Origin of the sequence: Sphingopyxis sp. C-1, assembly GCF_001047015.1 — a bacterium.
Classification (GTDB): domain Bacteria; phylum Pseudomonadota; class Alphaproteobacteria; order Sphingomonadales; family Sphingomonadaceae; genus Sphingopyxis.
In genome coordinates this window covers 858,061-880,987 of sequence record NZ_BBRO01000001.1, presented here as the reverse complement: position 1 = coordinate 880,987, position 22,927 = coordinate 858,061, and the positions used below count along the sequence as shown (strand labels likewise).

Sequence of the window (22,927 nt, the reverse complement as noted above, 5' to 3'; positions counted from 1 at the left end):
ACGGCCCCGCCCAAGCCGCCTAGTCGTGCGCCATCATTTGCCGCATAGGCGGCGGTCATGTTCGTGATCGACTCCCTCCTCATCAAAATTGCCCTGATCGGCGTCATCGGAATCGGTGCGCAGTGGGTCGCCTGGCGGACCGGGCGTCCGGCTATCGCGCTGATGCTGATTGCGGGGATCATTGCGGGACCGGTCCTCGGACTGATCGATCCCGAGCGTGATTTTGGCGCGTTGCGCGAGCCGGTGATCAAGCTGGCGGTCGCGATCATCCTGTTCGAAGGCGGATTGAGCCTCAGGTTTCGCGAGCTCCGCCATGCCGGCGTGGCGGTGTTCATGCTCGTCTTCGTCGGCGTGCCTGTGGGCTGGGCGCTCGGCACCGCGGCCGCTTATTATGGCGCCGGGCTGCCGTTCGAACTTGCCGCGCTTTTCGGCGGCGTCATGGTCGTCACCGGCCCCACGGTGATCGTGCCGATGCTCCGGACGCTCAACATCGCGCCGCGCGTCAAGCATATGCTCAAATGGGAAGCGATCGTAAACGATCCGATCGGAGCGCTGCTCGCCGTCGGCGTCTTCAGCTACATCACGCATGGCGGAGCCGGCACCAATGGCGCATCGATCATTATCGATGTCGGGGCGGCGAGCGTGCTGGCCATGGTGATCGGCGGCGCCGCCGGCTTTGCGCTGACCTGGGCTTTCCCGCGCGGCTGGGTCCCCGAATATCTGAAGGCGCCGGTGCTGCTGACGACGGTGGTCGCCGTCTTCGTCCTGTCGGACATGGTGATGCATGAAACAGGCCTGATCACGGTCACGATCATGGGTGTCGTGATGGCCAACCGCGAGACCTACTCGAGCCATCTCCTGCTCCGCTTCAAGGAGGATCTGACGATCCTGCTCGTCTCCGGTGTCTTCATCATCCTGTCGGCGACGCTCAATTGGGAGGTCGTGCGCAACTTCGAGCTCCGCTTCGTCATATTCCTGCTGCTGCTCCTCTTCGTCGTGCGCCCGCTCACGATCATGACCGCACTGCTTTTCACCCGCGTGCCGTTCAAGGAACGGTTGTTCGTCGCCTGGATCGCGCCACGGGGTATTGTCGCCGTCGCGGTGACAGGCCTCTTTGCGCTGCGCCTATCGGATCTCGGCATCGCGGGGGCCGAGGCCCTGGTCCCGCTGGGGTTCGGCGTCGTGATCGTGACGATCTTTGCGCATGGCTTCACCGCGGCGCGCTTCGCCCGCTGGCTCGGGCTCGACCGCGGCAAGGGCAATGGGGTTCTGCTCGTCGGTGCCAATAGCTGGACGATCGCATTCGCCGACTTCATCAAGGCTCAGGGCCGCGAGGTACTGATCGCCGACGCCAGCAAGCTTGCGCTGCGCCGCGCGAGGCGCGCCGATATTCCGGTCTATCATGGCGATATTCTAGATGAAGCGCACGACGATGACATCGATATGGGTCAGTATCAGCAGCTGATCGCCGCGACCGACAATGACAGCTACAATGCGCTGGTCTGCAGCGAGCTGGCGCCCGAGGTCGGGTCGGACCGCGTCAGCCGGGCGATCGGAGAATCGGGCTCGGGCAGCCGGCGGCGGGGCCGCGTCTTCACGCTGGCCGGCACGCCCATCGAAGACCTGCTCGATCGGCTGCAATCGGGATGGGTGTTCGGCCGCACGCGGATCACCGAGAAATTCACCTACGGCGATTTCGTCGCGCGCATGAAGGCGAATGGCGGCGACAGCCTCGCCGTGGTCCGGCCCTCAGGCGATCTTGTCATCTTCTCTGCCGAACATCGCCCATCGGTCGATGTCGGCGACATCATCTGGACCTTCGTGCCGCCCGACATTCCGGCTGCGAAGCCCGCTTGATGGTCGCGGCGGCGACACCTCCCAGCCTTAAGAAAAGTGGCGGATTTTAGCCATTTGTTGCAACCATTGCCGTCGTTGATCGTTCTATAGGCACAGCCTGTCTCACAGCAACCGGAGAATGACCGATGATACGCGCGAAGCTTTTCGCCACACCCTTTTATGCAACCGCCCTCTTCGCGATGGCAGCCTTTCCCGGACAGGCGGCGGCCCAGCAGGCAGACGCCGTGACGACATCCGAAGTGGGCGGAGTGACGCTCTATTCGAACTGGAACATCGTTCAGAACGTCACGAAGTCGCCCGTCCACAAGACCCTGATCAAGGCGATCAGCGCTGCAGGACTGGTCGATGAACTCAGCGCCAGCGGCCCGTTCACGCTGTTCGCGCCCACCGACAAGGCCTTTGCGGCGATCCCGAAGATGACCGGTTGGCTCATGACCCCCGCGAATTCGGCGACCCTTGCCGAGGTCCTCAAATTTCATGTCGTTCCCGGCCGACTGTCGGCGAGCGACCTTTACAAGAAGATCAAGGCTGGCGGCGGCACGGCGGTGCTGACGACCATTGCGGGCGAGGATCTGAAACTCACCGAGGTTCAGGGCAATATCAGGATCGAGGGCACGCAAGGCAGCGTCGGATTCATTACCGGGAACGACGTCGAACAGGCGAACGGCATGATCCATGTCATCAACGGGGTGTTGATGCCCACGCTGGGGTGACACGGCGCGCGCTCACTCGTCGTCACGCGACGCGAGGAGGACAATCACCACGCAAGCCAACATCACCGCGACCGCAAACAGCCCCAAAAACACTGCGATATCGTGCATATGGCAGTTTGCGTCGCGGCGCTTCGCATGTCAAATCATGGCTTGGCTATAGCCGCCCCGGGCTGCACACGCATGAACGGACCCGCGGGTAGCCCGAGGCGAGCGAACCATGGGCCTTGTGCTCAGGTCCACCCGGTCGCCGAGAGAATAGAGCGCTGGCAAATCGGGAGCCAGGCGTCCAGTGGTGAGCAACGGTTGACGAGACAGGGATTCCGAATGCTGTGCACGAGACCATTCTTCCCCCCTTCGATATGCTTCGAGGACAAACAGGCTGGTCCTTCGGCGGCGAATGGCGCACCGAAGCCGCGCGATGCTTGATGCGCCTCCCCCGCATGCGATCGGCGCCCTATTGCTCACATTTGCGATGTTCTACGGCTTTGTTTCCGGCCGGGTCCGCGTCGAAATCATCTCGCTTCTGACCCTTGGGGCGATCGCGCTCGGCCTCTACATATTTCCTCTTCCCGATGATGCGCCCACCGACGGTCTCAAGCTGGCGTTCGAAGGTTTCGGGCATTATGCGCTCGTTACCATCTGCGCCCTGATGATCATGGGGCGCGGGCTCGTCACTACCGGCGCGCTCGAACCTGCGGCACGAACCTTGACGAAATTATGGCGTTTCAACCGCCAGCTCGGCCTTCTCCTCACGCTGATCCTTGCGATGGGCATGAGCATGATGGTGAACGACACGCCGGTCGTCGTGTTGTTGCTGCCCGTCCTCGTGTCGCTGGCGTCGCGCGGCGGGATGCCGGCGTCGAAGACGCTGATCCCCGTCAATAGCGCGGTTCTGATCGGCGGCATGGCAACGACGATCGGCACCTCGACCAATTTGCTCGTCGTCGGCATCGCCACCGATATGGGCATGCAGCCCATGGGCGTGTTTCATTTCACACCGATCGTATTGATGGCCGCGCTGGTCGCTCTCCCCTTCATCTGGCTCGTGATGCCGCGTCTGCTGCCCGACAATTCGCCGGCGAGCGGCCATGCCCCCCGCCGCTTCCGGTCGACTCTGCGGCTCGGCGGGCGCTCGATGGCCATCGGCAAGTCGATTGACGAGCTGAGGCGGCTGCTGCCGGACGACGCGCGCTTCGACGGACCGACCGACCAACTCCTCGTCGCGGGCGCACGGCTCGGCATTTCGGCGACCCACGAGGGTCTCGAGGAAACGATGCGGATACTCGGCGCACAGGCAGCCCCCCCTTGGCTGATGGATCGCCTCCAGGCGGATTATGGGCGAACGGGCGAGGATCTGTCGGTGGTCGAACTTGCCGTCGCCTCCGATTCCGGGCTGATAGGCAAGCGGGTCACCAATTCGGGGGTCGCCGAAGCCTATAATGTGGCGATCCTCGGTATCCAGTTTGGAACGCGCACGCCCGGCTCGGCGGATGGTCGCGACGGCCATGCGCCGATGTCCGAAGGCGACATCTTGCTGGTCGCGGGATCGCTCGCGAATGTCCAGAGCCTCGCACGCGGCGAGAATTTGCTCATGCTCGAGGGCATGAAGGAATTACCGCGAACGGCAAAAGCCCCGCTCGCGCTCGCGATCATGGCAGGGGCCGTGCTGCCGGCAAGCATCGGCCTCGTGCCGATTGCCATCTCGTCGCTGGGCGGCGCCATCCTCATGTTCGCCACGGGGTGCGTCAAGTTCGACCGCGTCGGCCGCGCGCTGTCGGCGAAGGTGATCGTGCTGATCGCCGCAAGCATCGCGATCGGCAAGATCGTGCTCGATACCGGCGCTGCGGAATGGTTAAGCCAGCTCCTCGCGCTTGGCCTCCAGCACCTGCCCGCTGCGGGAGTTTTGGCCACCATCATGCTTTTCGTCACGCTGTTGACCAATTTCGCCTCGAACGCGACCGCGGCAGCGGTCGGCACGCCGATTGCCTTCAGCCTGGCCCAGCAACTTGCCATACCTGTCGAACCGCTCGTGCTGGCGGTGCTGTTCGGTTGCAACCTCTGCTACGCAACGCCGGTCGCCTATCAGACGAATATGCTGATCATGTCCGCGGGCGAGTATAAGTTCGGCGATTATACACGGACGGGTCTGCCGCTCGTCGGCCTGATGATCCTGACCTTGTCGGCGCTGCTCGTGTTTCGATATGATTTGCATTGAGCAAGCCCGATGTCGCTGGGAAGCAGGCACCGATTTCATCAGGCCATCCGGATTCCCCCCTCCCCGGCGCCTGCACATTGCCGCTATCCTCCACCACTATCAGGCTGAGCCATGGTCACGATCATGACATATCGGGAAGCGCATTTCGTCGGCGTAGCGGCGCTCTGGGCGGAAGCCTTTCCGAACGATCCGCCCTGGAATCGCGCCGACGAAGCCATTCCGGAAAAGCTCGCGCGCCAACCCGACTTGCTTCTCGTGGCCGACGACGGCGGGAGGGTCGTGGGCACGGTCATGGCCGGATATGACGGTCATCGGGGATGGCTATATTCCTTGGCGGTCGAGGCGAAGCGGCAGCGCGAAGGGATCGGGACGCTCCTCCTGAAGGAAGCCGAGGCGCGGCTTGCGGCGCTGGGCTGCCGCAAGATCAACCTGCAGATCCGCGGCGGCAATGACGCGGTGGCCGCTTTCTATTTGCGGCACGGCTATGGGCTGGAAGAGCGCATCAGCCTGGGCAAGCGGATCGGCGCGGACTGAGGTCCGCGGCCTCCTGTCTTCCGGTCGGGAGGCGTGATATCGTCAGGCCCATGGAACGACGCGCCGCCTGCCACTGCGAGGCCCTTGTGCTCAATTGCACGGGCGAGCCCGCCAAGATATCGCTCTGCCATTGCCGTGACTGTCAACGGCGGACCGGTTCGCTCTTCAGCGTGGCGGCCTTTTATCCCCGTGAGCAAGTCAGCCGGATTGCGGGCCGGGCGGAGCGTTTCGAGCGACCGTCCGCGAGCGGTTTCCGCGTCACATTCCATTTCTGCACCGGATGCGGTTCGACGCTCTGGTGGGAGCCCGAACGAATGCCGCATCTGATTGGCGTCGCCGTCGGGTCCTTCGCCGACCCCGATTTTCCGATGCCGGGCCAGGCGGTCTGGGCACAGGATCGGCATCCCTGGCTCGAACTTCCGCATGGCGTTCGGGTCCACGACCGGAACCCCGAAAAAGTCGTCCGCGACGACTGATCGTCTGCGGCCGCAGGGCCAAGCGCCGAGGGTCAGAGGCCGGGAGATTGCGGCGCGTCATGCCGCGGATCGTCCGAGGTGCGCGCCGGGGATGCCAGACGCTTCGACAGCCCGTGGTACAGGCGGGTGGGACAAATCTGCGCGCTCGCCCAGTCGGCGATCAGGGCGGTGGCGAATAGCGGCAGGATGACGCCGCGGGCCGCGGTTGCCTCGATCAGGATAATGACCGCCGTCAAGGGCGCACGGACGACGCCGACGAAATAGGCAACCATGCCCATCATGACGACAGCGCCCGCCGGACTGCCGGGAAAAATCGGCGTCAGGAGATTTCCGAAGCCCGCGCCGACTGCGAGCGAAGGCGCGAAGATGCCGCCGGGCGCACCGCTCAAGGTCGATGCCAGGGCGGCCGTGAATTTGGCGGGGAAGAGCCAGAGTTCGCCGGGATGGCCTTCGACGAGGAATTTCGTGATGTCATAACCCGTGCCCCAGGTCGCGCCGCCCGACGCGATACCGACGATCGCGACGACGAGGCCGCAACCGGTTGCAAAAAGGACAGGCCGAGAAGCGGCGCGGCGCGCCCAGGGCGACGCCCGTTCGCTCGCGGCAAGCACGATGCGCGAAAACAGGCCGCCAAGCAGGCCGCCGCCGAAACCGACCACGGGTGCGACCAGCAGCACATCGGATACGGGCAGCGTGTCGCGCATCACGCCGAAATAGATATAGTCGCCAGCGATCGACAGGCTGACAAGACCCGAGATCATCACCGCGCCCATTGTGAGGACGGCCACGCGCTGCTCATAAGCGGCCGCCAGTTCTTCGATAGCAAAAGCGATCCCGCCCAGCGGCGTGTTGAACGCCGCCGCGACGCCCGCCGCGCCGCCTGCGATGAAGACGCCGGGGGTAATGCGCACGCGCAGCAGGCGGTGCACCGCCACCATGATTGCCGCGCTCACCTGCACTGTCGGCCCCTCACGGCCGACCGAACCGCCCACCGCGAGTGTGGCGAGCGTGAGCCCCAGCTTGGCAAAGGCGGTGCGAAGCGAAACGAGCGGCCCCTTCGCTTCCTGCTCGGGACGCCGGCTCGCGGCAATAATCTGGGGGATGCCCGACCCGCGCGATGCCGGAAAATATCGGTTCGCGGTCCATACGATCAGTGCGAAGCCGGCGGGCGTGATCAGGAGCGGAAGCCACCATATCCGGTCGGTCGCCATGAAGATCACTCGCTGGGCGCGATCGCCGGCCGCGGCGAATGCCAGCGCGACAAGACCGAGCAGCACCGCGCCGCTGATCATCGCGATGCGGCGGTGAATATCAACCACTTCGGTTTTCGCGCGGCGGTTGATGCGCAGCTGCCAGAGGCGCAGCCAGCGCGGACGAGTCGGCTTGGCGGGCATGGGTCCATGTGGACGCAGCGTGGCACGGGTGCAACCCTGCCGGGGGATTCCAGGCGAGGCGACGCCGACGCTTGTTATCACCTTGGTCTCGAATTCGGCGAGGGGCGACGCCGCTATCGCAAAGATCGATACCGTCCGGGAAAATAGCGGCGCATTTCTACCGCGACGGCGCCTACCGGCCGCGAGCTGCCGAAGAGTCAGCGGCCAATCAGTCTTCTCCCAGTTCGAAACGGGCGGGCCGCCCCGCTTCGATCCATTGGCAGATATAGGGAGCGAGGATAGCGCCGCCCATCTGGCGGAGCGCGCCCAGGACCTGATTGATCGTAGCCGGGTCGTCCGCGCCCGATCCGGCGGCGACCGCGCGCATGAACTGCTCTGAATCGCCCGGCGATATGGCCGAGCCCTTGCACTGGCCGCCGGTCGCAGCCGATGAAGCGGCACCACCGGATGTTCGATAGGCGGCCAATTGCGCGCGGGTTTCGGGCCGCATTTCGTCTTCCGGCAGAATGTCCGAGCGCTCCTCGATCGGGGTCATCATCTGCAGGACGATGTCCTGCTGGGCCAGCGCATCCTCCTCCGCCCGCGCAAAATCGAGCGCATATTTGCCGTTGGGTCCGATCGAGACAAAGCCCGGCGTGGCGAACGAGACGGTCACCTCGCCTGCCCGCACGCGCGGCGCTGTGCAGGCGGCTTCATCGTCGGGATTATCCTCATAAAGAGTCGCTGAGAGCGAGCCGGCCAGCATACCCATCCCATTGGCGGTAATATTGACGGTGCCGTTGGTGGCATAGGACAGGATTTGCCGGCAACCGGTTCCGTCGCTGCGGGTGCGGGCGCCCGACAGCGAGTTGAGCCCGGTCTCCGACAGGTCATCGCCAGCATAGACGGTCGCGGGAAAGGATCCTGTCTGCCCCTCTTCGAGCCGCGGCATCGCAACACCGATCATCATGCCGTCGATCTCACCGCTCGCCATCCGCAGCGAGGCCGCCTGAGCCAGCGCTGCGAAATCCGCATTGACATAGATGGTGCCAAGACTGTCGAAACCATCGCGCGTGAATTCGCCGGCAGGATAGTGAAGCTTGGTTCCCTTGGTCAGTATGTCGGCCATGCGGGCGATGCCTGTCGCATCTTTCCCTGTCGCGATGGAGAAGCCCATCACGTCGCCGCATTTGAAGATCGCCGCGCCGTCGGCGTCGCAAGGCTCGCCGGGATCGATCTCGCGCATCACAGGCTGGCTGATCTGGGTTTCGTCCCTTCCACCCGCATCGGGGAGCGGCTTCTTCGTCTTGCGGTCACCGCGTTTGACGGTGTGCGATCCCGACAAGCGCGTCTTCGCTGTCGGACGGACGAAATTCAACGTGAATTCGGTCGCCTCCATGCCGTCCCGCGGGCTGTCCGGCGCGTTGATCAGCACGACCGTCTGCCAGCCCTGCAGTCCGTTCGGGTCGGATATATTGAGCGGGGCAAATGCCGCCTCCCACATTGCGGCGCAGCTGCTGGCCGCGTTTCCGGTCCGGCTGGGGTTGAAGACCAAGGGCGAGCCGAGCAATTGGCCGCGCGTTCCCAGCGCGAGGTCCTTGCATCGGCCGGCACCGACCGCGGTGACGTTGAATGGCGGCGGCAGATTGCTGCCCAGCAAGCCGGGCGTGCCGCTTTCGACGAAATTCTTTTCCTTGAAACCGCCCGATGGCATGCGAATGCGCAGGCAACGAGCCGAGTAGGGAAAAATCTTCAACCGGACGGACGCGGCGCCTTCGACCATCAGGTCGACCTTCTGGCAGCCTTCGGACCAGAGCAGGCTGTCGAAATAGTCGGCGCGCAGCTTTCCCGTGCGGTTGCGGGCGACGATATCGGGAAAATCGGCGAGTTCGGCGATCATTTCGGAATAGACCTGGCGAACCCCGCCGCGCCAGATCCTGGCCTCGTTGAATGTCGCAGCTTTCAGGCCGCTGTCGGTCCATCGCAGCCATTGGAGCGACGATGTCGGATCGTCTGGTCCCGCCCGAAACAGCATTTGCTGGAACGCATTGAAACCCTTGGGGCGCCCCCGCATCACATGGCGCCAGAAACTGCCGGTCATATAACCCGCCATTTCCACATGATCGTTCGACCGGTCCTTATTCCCTTCAAGGCCATATTCGGGATGGTTTACGGGAAATATGCTCTTCCAGCGGTCGACATCGAGCGGGCGGTCATAATAGCGCAGACCAAGAAAGAAGGAGAAATTGCTGTTCTCCATGTCCTTGGTGTGCAGCGCCATCGCGCGGCGGCCGAAACCCTTTTCGCGTTCCATCAGCCCGAATCCGATGCCATTCGCCTGTCCGTCGACGAGCCAGAAAGGCGCGCCCCGGTTCTTGGAGCCTGGAATATTCTGATATTGCCGCAGATGGATGAATTCGTGCGACAACAGGATCGGCGTCGACCATTCGGCCATCCGGTCGGCGTTCAGTTTCACGCTATAGTGGCTGTCACTGCACCATTTTTCGCGCCGGGGCGATTCGCCAAGGCATATCCGGCCTTGCGGCGAGTCGGTATCGAGGCCGCTCGGATTATAGGGCAAGAGATTGCCCGCGGCGGCGGCCGTCGCATTGTTGGTCGTGCGCTTGATATAGAAGATGTTGATCCGGCCGTCGTAGCGGGTGTCGATCGGCGGCGGCGCACTGAAGGCGTTGCGGTGCTTTTCGTAGACGAGATTCGCCTTGTCGGTGACATTTTTCGGCACCGGAATTTCGCTGTGCCGGGTGATGTCCACGCCGACCACCGTCAGCTCGGGCTGGCCGCTCTCCTGCGCGTCCGAAAGGGGCGCATGAACGAGGAGCATGACGGTCAGGGCGGCCCCGGTTCGGGCCAATAGCCTGGAAAATTTCATTGGCCTGCTTTCAACGGGATGTCGGCAATCCGCGCGCGGCACGAATGGCGGAATAGGTAAAATCGTACGAAAAATCGGCCTTGCTGTTCATCAGCTGACCGACAGGCATCGGATTGCTCCCGGACCGTCCGGAAGATCGTCGCAGAATGACAATGACAGGATCGTCTCCCTCCGCAGACAGCGGAAGCGCGAAAACCAGATCTTGCTGCAATATCCGCCCCTGAACAGTGCCGCCGGCCCCGATCCATTCGCAGGGTTCGGCCGCCGGATCTTCGCAGATCGCCCGACCCGCGACCCAGTTGATCGTCGCCGCGGGCCGCCCGCGTGAATGAACGACTTCGATCCGAAGCAGGTCCGCTCCGCCGCGCGTGCGAATGCGCGGATCGTCGCGGTCGAGTTGAAAACTGCCGTGCCACGCCCCCACCGCTTCGCTACCGACCTCGTCCTGCGCCGCGGCGACAGAAGCCGCGAAGAGCAGCGCAAACCCGGCCGCGATCGAAGCGACGGACCGCGCGCAGCGGCCCTGCCCGGCCACCGCATCAAGTGACCGGAACGACATAGTTCATCTGCACGGTTGCCTCTTGCGGCGACTGCGCGATCACGATGACGGTCAACGACCGGCCATCGGCCGCCGCGCCCTCGATCACCGTTTCGTTACGGCCGCGCACGACCCGTTTCGTCGGTACTTCGACGTCAAATCCGAGCCTTTCCATCGACGCCGTATGAAAGCCGGCGACATCGGCGGGTGCCGCCATGACCGTGTAAAGCAGCGTCCCCGACTTTCGCTTCTCGTTGCTGCCGAAAAAGGAGGTGCCATATTGCCCGCCTTCATATGTTTCGACAAAATCGGGCAGTTTGTCGCGCGGAATCGGGCGTCCCCTCGCAGCGGATTTGACGACCTCGGCAACACCGGAAGCCGCGGCCTCCGCGGGGCCGTTGCCACCGGGGTTTGCTCCGGGCGCTTCGCTACCGCAACCGCCGAGCAACAGGGCGCACATCATCGTACCGAGATAGGTTTTCATCGCTCGCTCCAATCGAGAAAATCAGGATGTCGTGCGCGAATGAACGAGGTTCAGTGTGGTGACACCTTCGTCATCGGTCAGAACCGTAACCATCAGCGTCTTCGCCTTGTCTTCGCTCTCACCCATCAGCTGCATCATCTGGTCCGCGCTATTCTCCAGTCCGATTTTGAGGCCATGACGCGCCATCGACGCGCGATAGAAGGCCAAAAGGTCGGCGGGAGCCGTGGCGGTCTCGAGTGTGAGTGTCCCCCCTGCCCGCGTGCCATCGTTCATTCGCATATTGGTTATTGCTCTGGCGCCTCGCGGCAGTTCGACAAAATCGGGCAGCTCGCCGACCGAAACGCCGGGGCCCTTGTCGCCGTCCGCACGCGCGACGTTCGCGTCGCTCGGCTCGTCGATGGTGGTAGTCGAGGCGTCTGCCTGATCCTTTTGCGCGTCACCACATCCCGCCAGGGCGATCGCCGCGAGCACGATCATAATACGCATCATCATCGGTCTTCTCCTGCAAAGCGGTGCGTCAGCTGTCCGACGGCCATGAGGGGTCGGGCTCGCTCGTCGGGGGCGGCACCGTGTCGATGCAGGTCCGGACCGCTGCCGCATGGTCCGGTTCGACGGTCAGCGAATAGATGCGGACGTCGCGCTTGGCCTTGTCCTTCATCTCGTTGAACGCCTTGAAGCCCATGCCCTTGTTGAAGGACAGGATCGCCAGCTTTTTGGCCCAGCCCGTGTACACCGCCTCGTCCGGCTTCGGCAGGTTGCCGCGCTCGCCGGCCAGCGCCATGTGCTGGAAATAGGCGCCGCTCGTCAAAGCCCAGCAGCGCAGTGCGGTGTCGAGTTCACCGCCGCCGGCGACCGCTGCGTCCGTTTCGCCGCCGCCTGCAGCCCCGCCATCCTTCTGTCCGCAGCCGGACAGGAGGAGCAGCGCGGCGGCCAAGGGGCCAAGACATTTCGATGATTTCATGATGGTCTCCGCAAGGAAGCAATGGGTCCCGTCAGCCGGGCCGCAACTAGAACAGCCGGTCGAGGATCCCCCGGGCTGCCTTTCGGGCTTCGTCCTCCGCCTTGGCGTTGACTTCGTCTTCCGCGGCGCGCGCGGCCCTGCCGATGATCCGGCTTGCGGGTTTCACCCCTGGCGTCGCGCTCGATCCGACGGGCGAAGAGGCGGTTGGCGCCTGCGCCGAAGCGGCAGCTGCGACCGAGGGCGCGGCGGCTTGTCGTCGGACAAGCGTCCCGTTCCATGTATTATAGCTGTGTTCATAGGCGTCGGGAACGATCTCGCACCCGGTCCGCAGACCGGTGAAGGATTTCCGATCCGCACTGAACGTCAGGACGAAGCGGCCAAATACGCGGGTGCCTTTGCGCTCGGTGTCGCAAGCGCCTTGAAGCCCTGCATTATAGGCGGTTTCGTACCAGTAGCCGGTGAGCGTATTGCCCGAGAACGCACCTTCCAGCGTGCCGCTGGTAATGCCGTAGGTGCCGGTACGATAAATGGCGTCGAGCTCGGCTTCGCTCTGCGTCGCGGTGTATGTTCCTGTGACGGTGGCGGCGCGCGTGTCGAGAATGAGTTCGGGCTTGATCTTGTCGAATCCGATCGTCGCATAGACATAGGCCTGTTCCGCGCCAGCCTGCGGCGTCGCCACCGGATCTGCAGCCGCCGCTGCGGTTGCGGATCCCGCTGCGCGCCGGGCCGGCTTTTTCGCAGCCGTGTTTGCCGCGGTACCGCGCCGGGTCAGCGTGCCGTTCCAGGTCGCATAAGGGGTTTCGTCGCAATAGCCCCACCGGCCCTCGAAGCTGTCGAGCGCCGGATTGAAGGTGAAGATCATACGGCCATAATGGTAGCTGCCATCGCGGGGCGTGGTGCAGGTGCGGTCGCTCGTCGCCTGGGTCCAGAAGCCGTCGATTTCATTGCCTTTGCGGACGCCTTCGATCTTGCCCCGTTCGAACGTATAACCGGCACGAAAGCTTTCCGCCTCCCACTCGGTAACCGAAAGATCGCCCCAGTCGTTGGTCGAATAAACGTTGCCGAGAGCGGACGGACCGCCGGCACCGGGTTGCGCCGCCGCGGGCACAGTGGCCAGGGCCGTGCCGGCCAGCAGGATGGACCCTGCCGTCAGAATTTTCCGGATCGGTTGCATGTACTAATCTCCCTCATCCCGCGCCAGCCCAACCCTTGCGGGCCGGCACCGTTCTGAAGATGAAAACAGGATCGGCGCCCCGAACCGGACATGGCGGTCCGAAAAAATTGGCTTGCGTCAATCCAGCAGTCTGGGATGCTAAAGCCAAATCGGGTGGCGGGGGCGTTGCGTGACAATCGAATGGAGCAGGCTGTCGGCGTTGATCGACCGGACGCACGACTTGCCCGAAGCCAAGCGCGAGGCCGAACTTGCGGCCGTCGATCCGATCCTGGCGGCCGAGGCTCGCAAATTCCTCGCCCGCATGGATTCAAGCGTTGATTTTCTTGAGCCGTCCGACGCGACTTTCGCGGCGGAAAGGCCGATCGATCCAGGCCCGCAGGTCGGTGATCGTTATGGGGCATGGCGGATCGAAGGGCTGATCGGCAGCGGCGGGATGGGATCGGTCTTCGCCGTGCGCCGCGCCGACGGGGGGTTTGACCAGACCGGGGCCTTGAAGCTCATCCGTGGCGGTCCGGGCGTCGATCCCGAGCGACTGGCCACCGAACGGCAGGTGCTGGCGACGCTCGACCATCCGCATATTGCGCGTATCCTCGATGGCGGGGTCGATGATGCGGGCAATCCCTGGATGGTGATGGAGCGCATCGACGGCCCACCCTGCGACATCTGGTGCGATGCCAACCAGGCCGACCTCGCCCGCCGGATCGCGCTGGTCATCGACGCGATCGGCGCGGTGGCGCGGGCGCACCAAGCGCTGGTCCTGCACCGCGATCTCAAGCCCTCGAACATATTGGTCGATACGGGCGGGCGCGCCCGGGTGATCGATTTCGGTGTCGCCAAGCGGATGGCGCTGCCGACGCAAACACAAAATCCACTGCCGGTTTCGGCGCCCTATGCGCCGCCCGAACTACTGACGGGTGCCCCCGTCGGTCCACCGTGCGACGTCTATGGCGCGGCGGCGCTGCTCTATGAGCTGGTGACGCGCAGGCCGCCGATCGAACTCGACGGCTTGCCCTTCGTGCTCGGCGTCGGGCGCATCCTCGATACGGCGCCCAAGGCGCTGGCGGCGCACCGCGACGTCGATGTCCTGGCCGCCGCACCCGACGCGATGGTCGCCGATCTCAGCGCGGTGCTGTCCAAGGCACTTCGCAAGGAACCGGCGGATCGTTATCCGACGCTCGAGGCGTTCGCCGCCGATCTTCAGCGCGTACTCGACCGGGCACCCGTGACAGCGCGGCGCGGCGAGCGGGGCTATGCGGTGCGCCGCCGTCTTTGGCAGTGGCGCTGGCCGATCGCGGCCGGCGTCGCGATTACACTGAGCCTCGCGGGCGGGCTTGTAGCGACCTTGTGGCAGGCACGCGAAGCTTATGCCGCGCGCGATGCGGCCCTGGCCGAGGAAGAGCGCTCCGAGGCGGTTCGCGAATCGCTCTATGTGATGTTGTCCGAGAGCGCCGATGTCGCCGGTGACGACGCCGACCGCCGCGATATACTCGAACGATCAACCGGGCGGATCATCGAACGTTTCGCCCGCTCGCCCGCGGACCAGGCGCCCGTGCTTCACGCACTGGGCGAGCTCTATTTCTATCTTGGCGACTATCGGGGCGCGATCGCGGCGTTGCGGCCAGTGGTCACCGCCGGTGGCACGGTCCGGATCGATCCCGAGACGCTCGCGCTTTCGCGCTATGATCTCGCGCAGGCGCTCGTTCGCACCGGTGAGGTGAAGGAAGCGCGTGCTCTGCTGGCGCAGGCCCAGGCATATTGGACCAGCGATCCCGATCAGTGGCGTCACCGACTGATCGACAGCCGCCTGCTCGAGGCGCAGATCATGCGCGAGGCCGATCCGGCGGCGGCGGCGGCGCTGCTGCAGAAGGCCGCGGACGACCATGTCGCGATGCTGGGCACCGACAACCGCCTTGCAGGGGTGTTCCAGAACAATCTGGGTGTCGCCTTGCAGGCGAGCGGCGACCTGCCAGGCGCACGCAAGGCGCTGCAACAGGCGCGGCTGATCTGGGCCCAGACAGGACTGACCGATACGCCCGACGCGCTCAACACCGCGAACAATCTGGCCGCCATCGAGGTGCTGTTGGGAAATCCCGCCAAGGCGGCGCCCATTTTTGCCGAAGCCCTTCGCCTGCGCGAAAAACTGTTTGGCGCATCGGGCGGGACCGCGGCCTTGCTGAGCAATTATGGCAAGGTGCTGTTGCAGCTCGGCGACGCGACAAAGGCCTTGCCACTGCTCGCGCGTGCGGAGCCGATGGCCGAGCGCTTCGCCGGTGCGGGATCGATCCTGCATGTGTCGGCGCTGGCGGGGCTATCCGAAGCGCATTTAGCGCTCGACAATGGCGACGAAGCTCTCGCAGTCGCCCGGAAATCGGTGGCGACCGCCGGCAACGACCCCACGCCGCCGCGCGCGATCGCCCAGATCGCGCTTGGCCGGGCGTTGGCGGCCCGCGGGGACAAGGCGGGCGCTCGCGCCGCGCTCGGCACTGCCGAGCCGATCGTCAAGGCGATGGGCGCGCCCGCGGCCCGCCTGCAACAGGGGATAGGCGACATCAGGGCGCGTTATCGCCTCTAGTCGCGGTCAAGCGAGACCATCTGACTGCGGGGCGGATGTCCGCTTTCTCTCGCCATTTCTGTTTTCCCCCGTGAGGCCGGCGCGACCGCCGCCGATGCACAGGGAAGGATCGATCATGGCAGTGACACGCAGGAATTTCATCGCAGGGACCGCAGTTCTCGTCGCCGGTGCGACGAAGGCAACTGTCGCCTTTGCCAGGGACGGTGGGACGGTCGAATTGGAAGTCGCCGGTGCGCGCCGCCTGGCAGGCATGTCAGGCGAAAAGCTGCGCGCGGCGCTCGTCAAGTCGGTGCGGCTACGGTCGCGGCTGGAGCAACCGGTCAAAATGCAATTTCTTGCCGCGCGCCTCGTCGATGGCGAGATCGCCGAGATGTTCGCGTCCGACGCATTCGAACTCGCCTCGGGCGCGCAAGCCTTCCCGGGCGACATGTTCTTTCCGGGAGACATGTTCTTCCCCGGCGACATGTTTTTTCCAGGCGATATGTTTTTCCCGGGGGACATGTTCTTCCCCGGCGACATGTTCGTGCCCTCGAACGAGCCGCGAGCGGCACGGGAACTGCTGGGCCGTGTCGCAAAGGACACGTTGCTGCGCGGCGGAGCCGAGAATGGCATCATCTTCTTCATACTCGCCGAGAGCCGCGCGGTGTCGACCCGCGGGCTCGGCGTACCAACCCGGCGCGGCTGAGCGATGCGTAGCGCGATGGTCCTGGGCGACGGCCCGGCCGGACTGCTGGCGGCCATCGCGCTGCGGCGCGCGAACTGGACGGTCGAAATCGCACCGGGCCGACGGGTCGCCCGCGCGCACCATGGTCATATTCACCAGATTGCCGCCACAACGATCGCGGGGATCGAGGCCATCGCAGGGCGAGACCTCGCCGGATGGTCGGTCGCCGATCAGCTCCGGATCGACGGAGACGCACCGCCGGCCGTTGTGCCGGCCCCGATCGTCGATGCCCCCGCGCTGGTCCGCGCCTTGTCGCGGCGGGCAATCGAGCTAGGAGCCGTCGTAACCAGTCCACGCGCGGCCATTCCGATGGCACGCCAGGCGTTCGGTCTGGTGGTCGATGCCAGCGGAAGCGGCGTTCTTGCAAGCCGCACCGCCGGGCTCGATGTCGCGATCGACGAAAGCGATGCGACGGACATTTGCTGGACGTGGCGCGGATCGTTCGGCGACGATGCCCTTCCATGGATGATTGCCGCGCGCAATGTGGGAGGCGCCGCGAGTCTGTGGCTGTGCCGTCATCCGGAGGGTCGATGCACAATGACCGTTCGTACTGCGGGCGATGTCGAACGCCCTGGCTCTCCCTTCCGTCTTCTTGACAGTCTGATGCTCGCCGCCGGCCATGACGGGGCACGCCGCATGGGCAGCCTGCGCCTTGATTGCACGTCGGCGCGCCACTGCGCGCCCTATGCCCGGCGTGTCGAGGTCCGGGGCGCGCCGTGCGGGACTCCGCTGATACGTATCGGCGACGGCCTCATCCAGACGGCGCCGCGTTTCGGGCAGGGCTTTGCCCAGATCGTCGAGCAGATTGACCTGATGCGTCCTGCCATAGTCGGCGACACTTCGCTGCCCGACGCCGTCGCCGCTATCGAAGCCAGCGCCGATCGCCGCTGGCTGGCGGCGATGATCGGCTCGGCAAGCAAGTCTTTGCTCGCGGCCTGACAGCGCCATGCCTATCGGCGCCGATGTGACGCAACGCATAGATATGAAACGATCAATCCGCATAATGGGGCATGCTTACCGATTCATCCGATTCGCTCGTGGCAACGCTATACCCGCAGCTCAAGCGGCTCGCGCGAGACATGCACTGGCGCTACAGCGCGGGCGAAACGCTGCGCTCGACCGCACTGGTCAACGAAAGTTTCCTCAAGCTGAGAAGCACTGGCGGCTTTGTCGACGAGAAGCATTTCCTTCGAACGGCGGCGCGCGCCATGCGGCAGATCCTCATCAATCATGCCCAGGCCCGGCTTGCCGCAAAGCGCGGCGGTGGCATGCATGCCGATAGCTTCGACGATGAGTTGCCCGACGTCTATTGGGAGAGCGATGAACGCCTTCTGGCACTGAACGATGCCCTGGATCGCCTGACCGTGGCGGCGCCGCGGCTCGCCGAGATCGTCGAATATCGGTTTTTCGGCGGCTATTCCGAGCGCGAAATCGGCGAACTGCTGGGTGTGACCGAACGCACGGTCCGACGTGATTGGACGAAGGCGAAGATACTCATGCAGATGGAGATGGAGGGAAGCGAAATCGCTGAAGGCGCATCATAGGCCAGCGGCTGACGTCGGGGCTCATGCCCGGGGGCTAGCCTGTCTGCCGCCGGGTCGCTGCCAAAAGGCGCTTTATGTGCGCCGCCACGCTTTGCGGATCATAGGGCCTCTGGAGATGCGGACCCTCGTCACACAAGTGACCTGCTGCCTTTGCCGCTGAATCGACGCTGCCCGCCAGAACGACTTCGACATCGGGATGATGATCCCGCACCCACTTGCGAAGCTCGAACGCGTTGAATCGTCCCGACAGTTCCGCGTCCGTCAGCAAGGCGTCGATCTTCGCGGCACCTTCTTCCAAGGCCATGATCACTTCGTCGGCCGTCGCCGCTTCGAAGACCTTGTAGCCGCAGTTTCGAAGATATTCCGCCAATGCGTTGCGGATGAGGACATCCGCGTCCGCGACGATCAGGCACTTCGGGTCTGGGAGTTCGTCTGCCATGGCTCTCCTGTCAGCCGTTCGATCACATTGGCGAGTTCGGCAAAAGTGTATGGCTTGGGAAGAAATGCGTCAGCCGGATAGGATTCAGGTTCGAACAGGTGCGCCGAACAAACGATGACCGGACGCGCCGGCGCCAAAGATTTGGATCGGCGCGTGAGGTCTATCCCGTCGATACTGCCGGGCATCCGAACATCGGTGACCATGAGATCGACCGCCTGTCCGGATAAAAGAACCGCCAAGCCCTCGTCCCCATTTGCCGCTTCCAGAACCTGATAGCCAATCTCCCGCAAGGAATCGGCCAACATGAATCGAATGAGGAATTCGTCCTCGACGACGAGTATCGTCCGTGCGCTCACCGAATGTCCCTGCCCACAACCCGTACCCAGCGACTCCGTTTGGACCCGCACCCCGTCACGTTCTGGATGAACCTATTACGCCGCGCGGCAGGGGCTGGTTCCTTCGCTCGGCGAATCCAAACCGGATCGTTGGCGCTTCTGCAACCTGCGAGGCCCTATCGTATCAATACGCCTGGCCGGGATGAAGATCGGTCCAGCCTTCTTGGGCGATGCGACTCTACGGCCAAATCGCCGCGCTGGTGTCGGCCATCGTTGCACCGCGCTCGCCGATCGGACGCTCGGATCCCGTGGTGGTATCGCACGCGGTCTGGCGCTCGGCTTCGGCATTGATCAAGGCGCCGAGCAGGACGGCCCAAGCCGACAGGTAGAACCACATCAGCAACACCACCACGGCACCAAGCGACCCGTAGGTCGCATCATAGTCCGCGAAGCGGGACGCATAAAAAGCAAACCCGATTGTCGCAAGCAGCCACAAGATCGTCGCAAGGACGGAGCCGATGGTCAGCCATTGCCAGCGCGCATTGGCGCGATTGGGGGCAAAGCGGTAAATCCCGCCAAGGGTGAGGACGCACAGGGCAGCCGCAAGGAACCAGGTCAGCAACTGCACGGCCGCGGCCGCGAGATATCCGAGTGTGGCCGCCCATGCGCCTGCAAAGCCAAGCATGGATGCAGCGATGAGCCCGACGACCCCGACGAGGACGGTGCCGCCGACGAGAGCAGCAGACACGAACATTCCGCGGAGATAGCTGCGCTTCTCGCGCTCTTCGTAAATGATGTTGAGCGAAGTCATCATCGCTGCCGCTGCGCGCGAGGCGCCATAAATCGACACCAGCATCGCTACGGCAAGCCCAAATCCCTTCTGTTTCGACCCGCCCTGTGTGAGCTGTGTCAACTGGTCATGGATCAGCCGCGCGGCGTCGGCGGGCACGAGGTCGATGACCAATCGCATATGATCGGGCACTTTCGACGGGTCCGCGACAAGACCATAGGCCATGACGAGCGCCGCCAGAAGCGGCACGAAAGCGAGAAAGGCGTAAAAAGCGACCCCCGCCGCGAGCAGGCTGACATCATGCGCGCCGCTGTTCTGCCAGACCCGTTTGATAATGATCCAGATGGTGGACCGCGAGTAGCTGCGCGGCGTCTGTGCCGCCGCGCCGCGCTCGCGCGCCTTGCCCCCAAAAGGGGACGGCGTCGGGGTCGGCCCCTTGGCTCGGCTGGTCATCAGGACCATACGCATGAGATGCACATTCTTTCCCGGACCGGAGAAGAGCGATGCCATGCTTTGGCAGCGCCATCCCGACCGCACATCGATCGACGTCACGCGCGAAGCCTTGCCATGTTGCCCGAAGCAGGGCTAGGGCGTGGGGCATTCGCAAGGACCCGGTGTAATTCCGGGTGGCTATTCCGGCCGCCTATCCGCCGGACAACATCGCACATGCCAGTCTGAATGCGTCCATGGGGGCGCCATGTGTCCTGATGTGAGCTTTTCATGATCAACGGATTTACCGCATACCGCCGGCAATGGTTCGTCGGCGCCAGGACGGCACGCACCGATATCCTTGCAGGCATCGTCGTCGCGCTGGCGCTCATCCCGGAGGCGATCGGCTTTTCGGTTATCGCGGGCGTCGACCCGCGCGTCGGCCTCTACGCCTCGATCGCGATCGCGATCGTCATCTCCTTCACCGGTGGGCGGCCGGGGATGATATCGGCGGCGACCGCCGCGGTCGCCGTGCTCGTCAGCCCGCTCGTTCGCGACCATGGTGTCGAATATCTGTTCGCCGCAACGATCCTGATGGGGCTCATACAGATCGTCGCCGGCCTACTGCGGCTCGATCTCGTCATGCAATTCGTGTCGCGTTCGGTGATCACCGGGTTCGTGAACGCGCTCGCGATTCTCATCTTCATGGCGCAATGGCCACAGCTCATCGACGTCAGCTGGCAAACCTATGCCATGGTCGCAGGTGGCCTCGCGATCATCTATCTGCTGCCGCGCGTCACCAAAGCGGTGCCATCCCCGCTGGTGGCAATCCTCATCCTGTCGGTCATCAGCATCTGGTACGGCCTCCCGGTCAACACCGTCGGCGATATGGGCAAGCTTCCCGAAGGCCTGCCGAGCATAGTCCTGCCGAACGTGCCGCTCACCATGGAGACGCTCCGGATCATCCTTCCCTATTCGCTGACGATGGCAGCGGTGGGCTTGCTCGAATCTCTGCTCACGGCCCAGATCGTCGACGACATGACGCATAGCGACAGCGACAAGCGGCAGGAGTGCGCAGGACAAGGCAGTGCCAATATCGCCGCTGCCTTCGTTGGCGGCATGGGCGGCTGCGCGATGATCGGCCAGTCGGTGATCAATGTAACATCGGGTGGCCGCACCCGGCTTTCGACCTTTACTGCCGGCGCGACGCTGCTCATTCTGCTCGCGGGGCTCGGCCCCTATGTCGGACGGATGCCGATGCCGGCGCTCGTCGCGGTGATGATCATGGTATCGATCGGGACTTTCAGCTGGAATTCGATCGCCAATCTGCGCCGTCATCCGCCGACCTCGTCGATCGTCATGCTGACTACGGTGGTCGTCGTCGTGGCGACGCACGACCTGTCGCTTGGCGTGCTTGCCGGTGTCCTGCTGTCGGGCATTTTCTTCGCCGGCAAGGTCCAGCGTATGTTCGCGGTGCGGCGCGATGTCAGCAGCGACGGCACCCGGGCCACCTATTTCGTGACCGGCCAGATATTCTTCGCTTCCGTCGATCGCTTCACCCGCAGCTTCCCGAACGATGACCCTGCTCGCGACATTCTCATCGACGTCTCGGCCGCTCATTTCTGGGACATCTCCGGCGTCGGCGCCCTCGACAAGATTGTCGCGCGCCTGCGCCGAGACGGCCGCTCGGTTGCGATCGTCGGCTATAATCGCGCCAGCGCCGACATCGTCGACAGGTTTGCGCTGCACGACAAGACCGGGGTGGAGCTTGGGACAGTGCCGCTATAACATTGGGCGCATCGCGGTTCTTGGCAGTTTCCAGGCCCCCGCTCATGCTTTTGCGACGCGCCGAAATGAGACCGGGACGATAAAGCAAGATACCACGCGTAGCTGGCGGTGCGTATCGGAAGCGCACCGCGTCAACGCTCACATTGTTCATTTCCGTCGATCTTCACTCGGTCTGTCGTGTAGCCAGCTTCGTCATTGAACAGAGAGGCTACACGTCCGGACCTCTCTCTGGTCTGGACCACCGGTTCACGGTAGCCGAAAATGCGCGTATCGATGGTGATCGGGCCAGCTTGCCAACTCCGACATGAAGCGGCCGAATGGCGCCGTCCAGATCATAGGCACTATATTGATGCCAAGCTGATAAAAGCCTGTGTCCCGTCTGCCTCCCCTCAGTGATTGGAGGCAGGTCGGAGCCGCCGAAATCTCGACGCCTGTTTTGCCTACCAGCGCAGGAGCGGAGTGAGTATGAACCGCCCCGCTGCCGCCGACGATAGAACGACCAAGCCATGCCAGACGGCGATGTGGACCATATCGTCCGACGAGCAGTGCAGTGCGAGGATCGTCGCGCCTGCCGCTCCGGCGGCGATCCCGATTACCAGGCCTGCCCGTACGGGCGAGGTCGGCGCGCTGCCCTTGAGCCAGCAGAAGAGTGCAATTCCTACGCCCAACCCTCCGACCAGTCCGTCGAGCGTGCAGCGCAAACCGTTATGGGGACGCAGTGCTTCGATGGCACCATGGCTATCGCCGAAGCCCATGAACAACGCAGTGAGCGGCAACGCGAGCGATGCCAGCCCGGCCCAGCGCCAGCCGCTATAATCCCGCCCGACCCCCGGCAACCCCATGCGCAGCGCACTCCACGCGGCCGACAGGCCGAGCGCTGCGATCAGCCAGAAGGACAGCATCGGCAATGGCGCCATCATCGCGCCGCCCGCAAGATCGTGTCGCATGCCGAGCAGCCACAGCAGCAGCGTGCCGACGGCAATCCAAGCGGCCGCGACCCAGAGCCCGCCGCGGAGCAACCGCCGCGGCCGCACCGGCTTGAGATCGTCGGCCAGCCCGTCGATCAGCGCGTCGGTCGATGCGTCGGTCAT

21 protein-coding genes and 1 other annotated feature are annotated in these 22,927 nt (G+C 64.1%); of the genes, 11 read left to right on the top strand and 10 right to left on the bottom strand.

Going from position 1 to position 22,927, the window contains the following annotated elements; translation table 11 throughout:
- The first annotated feature begins 57 nt into the window (after positions 1 to 57).
- From SC1_RS04025 to SC1_RS04005, 5 genes are all read left to right on the top strand, one after another.
- Positions 58 to 1,857: a sodium:proton antiporter gene (locus SC1_RS04025; RefSeq protein WP_062177905.1), complete on the top strand. Its 1,800-nt coding sequence runs from the start codon at positions 58 to 60 to the stop codon at positions 1,855 to 1,857.
- A gap of 179 nt (positions 1,858 to 2,036) precedes the next feature.
- On the top strand, positions 2,037 to 2,570 hold the full coding sequence (locus tag SC1_RS04020; RefSeq protein WP_083435889.1) for a fasciclin domain-containing protein: 534 nt from the start codon (positions 2,037 to 2,039) through the stop codon (positions 2,568 to 2,570).
- A 472-nt stretch (positions 2,571 to 3,042) separates the two neighbouring features.
- Positions 3,043 to 4,785 carry an SLC13 family permease gene (locus SC1_RS04015; protein WP_238586559.1) on the top strand — a complete coding sequence of 581 codons (1,743 nt, stop codon included), beginning with the start codon at positions 3,043 to 3,045 and terminating at the stop codon, positions 4,783 to 4,785.
- Positions 4,786 to 4,908: 123 nt separating this feature from the next.
- The gene (locus SC1_RS04010; RefSeq protein ID WP_238586558.1) at positions 4,909 to 5,319 is read left to right on the top strand and encodes a GNAT family acetyltransferase; all 411 of its coding nucleotides are present in this window, start codon (positions 4,909 to 4,911) and stop codon (positions 5,317 to 5,319) included.
- Positions 5,320 to 5,369: 50 nt separating this feature from the next.
- The gene (locus SC1_RS04005) at positions 5,370 to 5,795 is read left to right on the top strand and encodes a GFA family protein (protein WP_062177896.1); all 426 of its coding nucleotides are present in this window, start codon (positions 5,370 to 5,372) and stop codon (positions 5,793 to 5,795) included.
- A gap of 32 nt (positions 5,796 to 5,827) precedes the next feature.
- On the opposite strand, the gene SC1_RS04000 is transcribed toward SC1_RS04005, so the two are convergent.
- Both SC1_RS04000 and SC1_RS03995 read right to left on the bottom strand, forming a co-directional pair.
- On the bottom strand, positions 5,828 to 7,189 hold the full coding sequence (locus SC1_RS04000) for a chloride channel protein (RefSeq protein WP_062177891.1): 1,362 nt from the start codon (positions 7,187 to 7,189) through the stop codon (positions 5,828 to 5,830).
- 208 nt (positions 7,190 to 7,397) lie between these two features.
- Positions 7,398 to 10,010: a hypothetical protein gene (locus SC1_RS03995; RefSeq protein WP_062177889.1), complete on the bottom strand. Its 2,613-nt coding sequence runs from the start codon at positions 10,008 to 10,010 to the stop codon at positions 7,398 to 7,400.
- 376 nt (positions 10,011 to 10,386) lie between these two features.
- Between SC1_RS03995 and SC1_RS22065 the strand changes: the two genes are divergently transcribed.
- On the top strand, positions 10,387 to 10,605 hold the full coding sequence (locus SC1_RS22065) for a hypothetical protein (protein ID WP_193749101.1): 219 nt from the start codon (positions 10,387 to 10,389) through the stop codon (positions 10,603 to 10,605).
- Here SC1_RS22065 and SC1_RS03985 read toward each other — a convergent pair.
- From SC1_RS03985 to SC1_RS03970, 4 genes are read right to left on the bottom strand one after another with little or no spacing between them, the layout of a single operon-like run.
- Positions 10,598 to 11,080, bottom strand: coding sequence for a hypothetical protein (locus SC1_RS03985; protein ID WP_062177884.1), 483 nt, complete (start codon positions 11,078 to 11,080; stop codon positions 10,598 to 10,600). The genes SC1_RS22065 and SC1_RS03985 overlap by 8 nt on opposite strands.
- A 21-nt stretch (positions 11,081 to 11,101) precedes the next feature.
- A complete protein-coding gene (locus SC1_RS03980) occupies positions 11,102 to 11,572 on the bottom strand; it encodes a hypothetical protein (RefSeq protein ID WP_062177882.1) in 471 nt (156 codons plus the stop codon).
- Positions 11,573 to 11,597: 25 nt separating this feature from the next.
- A complete protein-coding gene (locus tag SC1_RS03975; protein WP_152682288.1) occupies positions 11,598 to 12,041 on the bottom strand; it encodes a hypothetical protein in 444 nt (147 codons plus the stop codon).
- Positions 12,042 to 12,087: 46 nt separating this feature from the next.
- Positions 12,088 to 13,215, bottom strand: a complete 1,128-nt coding sequence (locus SC1_RS03970) for a hypothetical protein (protein ID WP_062177874.1) — start codon at positions 13,213 to 13,215, stop codon at positions 12,088 to 12,090.
- A gap of 169 nt (positions 13,216 to 13,384) precedes the next feature.
- On the opposite strand from SC1_RS03970, the gene SC1_RS03965 reads away from it, so the two are divergent.
- The 4 genes from SC1_RS03965 to SC1_RS03950 all read left to right on the top strand — a co-directional run bounded on the left by SC1_RS03965 (position 13,385) and on the right by SC1_RS03950 (position 18,055).
- Positions 13,385 to 15,787: a serine/threonine-protein kinase gene (locus SC1_RS03965; protein ID WP_062177871.1), complete on the top strand. Its 2,403-nt coding sequence runs from the start codon at positions 13,385 to 13,387 to the stop codon at positions 15,785 to 15,787.
- Positions 15,788 to 15,902: 115 nt separating this feature from the next.
- Entirely contained in the window at positions 15,903 to 16,472 is a 570-nt protein-coding gene (locus tag SC1_RS03960; protein ID WP_062177870.1) for a hypothetical protein, read from the top strand.
- Between the two features lie 3 nt (positions 16,473 to 16,475).
- Positions 16,476 to 17,450, top strand: coding sequence for a hypothetical protein (locus SC1_RS03955; protein ID WP_152682287.1), 975 nt, complete (start codon positions 16,476 to 16,478; stop codon positions 17,448 to 17,450).
- 71 nt (positions 17,451 to 17,521) lie between these two features.
- Entirely contained in the window at positions 17,522 to 18,055 is a 534-nt protein-coding gene (locus SC1_RS03950) for an ECF-type sigma factor (RefSeq protein WP_062177864.1), read from the top strand.
- A 34-nt stretch (positions 18,056 to 18,089) separates the two neighbouring features.
- On the opposite strand, the gene SC1_RS03945 is transcribed toward SC1_RS03950, so the two are convergent.
- From SC1_RS03945 to SC1_RS03935, 3 genes are all read right to left on the bottom strand, one after another.
- Positions 18,090 to 18,494, bottom strand: coding sequence for a response regulator (locus tag SC1_RS03945; RefSeq protein ID WP_062177862.1), 405 nt, complete (start codon positions 18,492 to 18,494; stop codon positions 18,090 to 18,092).
- Positions 18,461 to 18,850 carry a response regulator gene (locus SC1_RS03940; RefSeq protein WP_202966779.1) on the bottom strand — a complete coding sequence of 130 codons (390 nt, stop codon included), beginning with the start codon at positions 18,848 to 18,850 and terminating at the stop codon, positions 18,461 to 18,463. The genes SC1_RS03945 and SC1_RS03940 overlap by 34 nt, the downstream gene beginning before the upstream one ends.
- A gap of 217 nt (positions 18,851 to 19,067) precedes the next feature.
- Entirely contained in the window at positions 19,068 to 20,087 is a 1,020-nt protein-coding gene (locus SC1_RS03935) for a YihY/virulence factor BrkB family protein (protein ID WP_238586557.1), read from the bottom strand.
- Positions 20,088 to 20,223: 136 nt separating this feature from the next.
- Positions 20,224 to 20,279, top strand: a sequence feature (sul1 is cis-regulatory element that is thought to sense ions involved in sulfur or methionine metabolism; They are found in Alphaproteobacteria).
- Between the two features lie 60 nt (positions 20,280 to 20,339).
- On the opposite strand from SC1_RS03935, the gene SC1_RS03930 reads away from it, so the two are divergent.
- Positions 20,340 to 21,836, top strand: a complete 1,497-nt coding sequence (locus SC1_RS03930) for a SulP family inorganic anion transporter (protein ID WP_062177859.1) — start codon at positions 20,340 to 20,342, stop codon at positions 21,834 to 21,836.
- Between the two features lie 440 nt (positions 21,837 to 22,276).
- On the opposite strand, the gene SC1_RS03925 is transcribed toward SC1_RS03930, so the two are convergent.
- Positions 22,277 to 22,927 carry an NrsF family protein gene (locus SC1_RS03925; protein ID WP_062177856.1) on the bottom strand — a complete coding sequence of 217 codons (651 nt, stop codon included), beginning with the start codon at positions 22,925 to 22,927 and terminating at the stop codon, positions 22,277 to 22,279.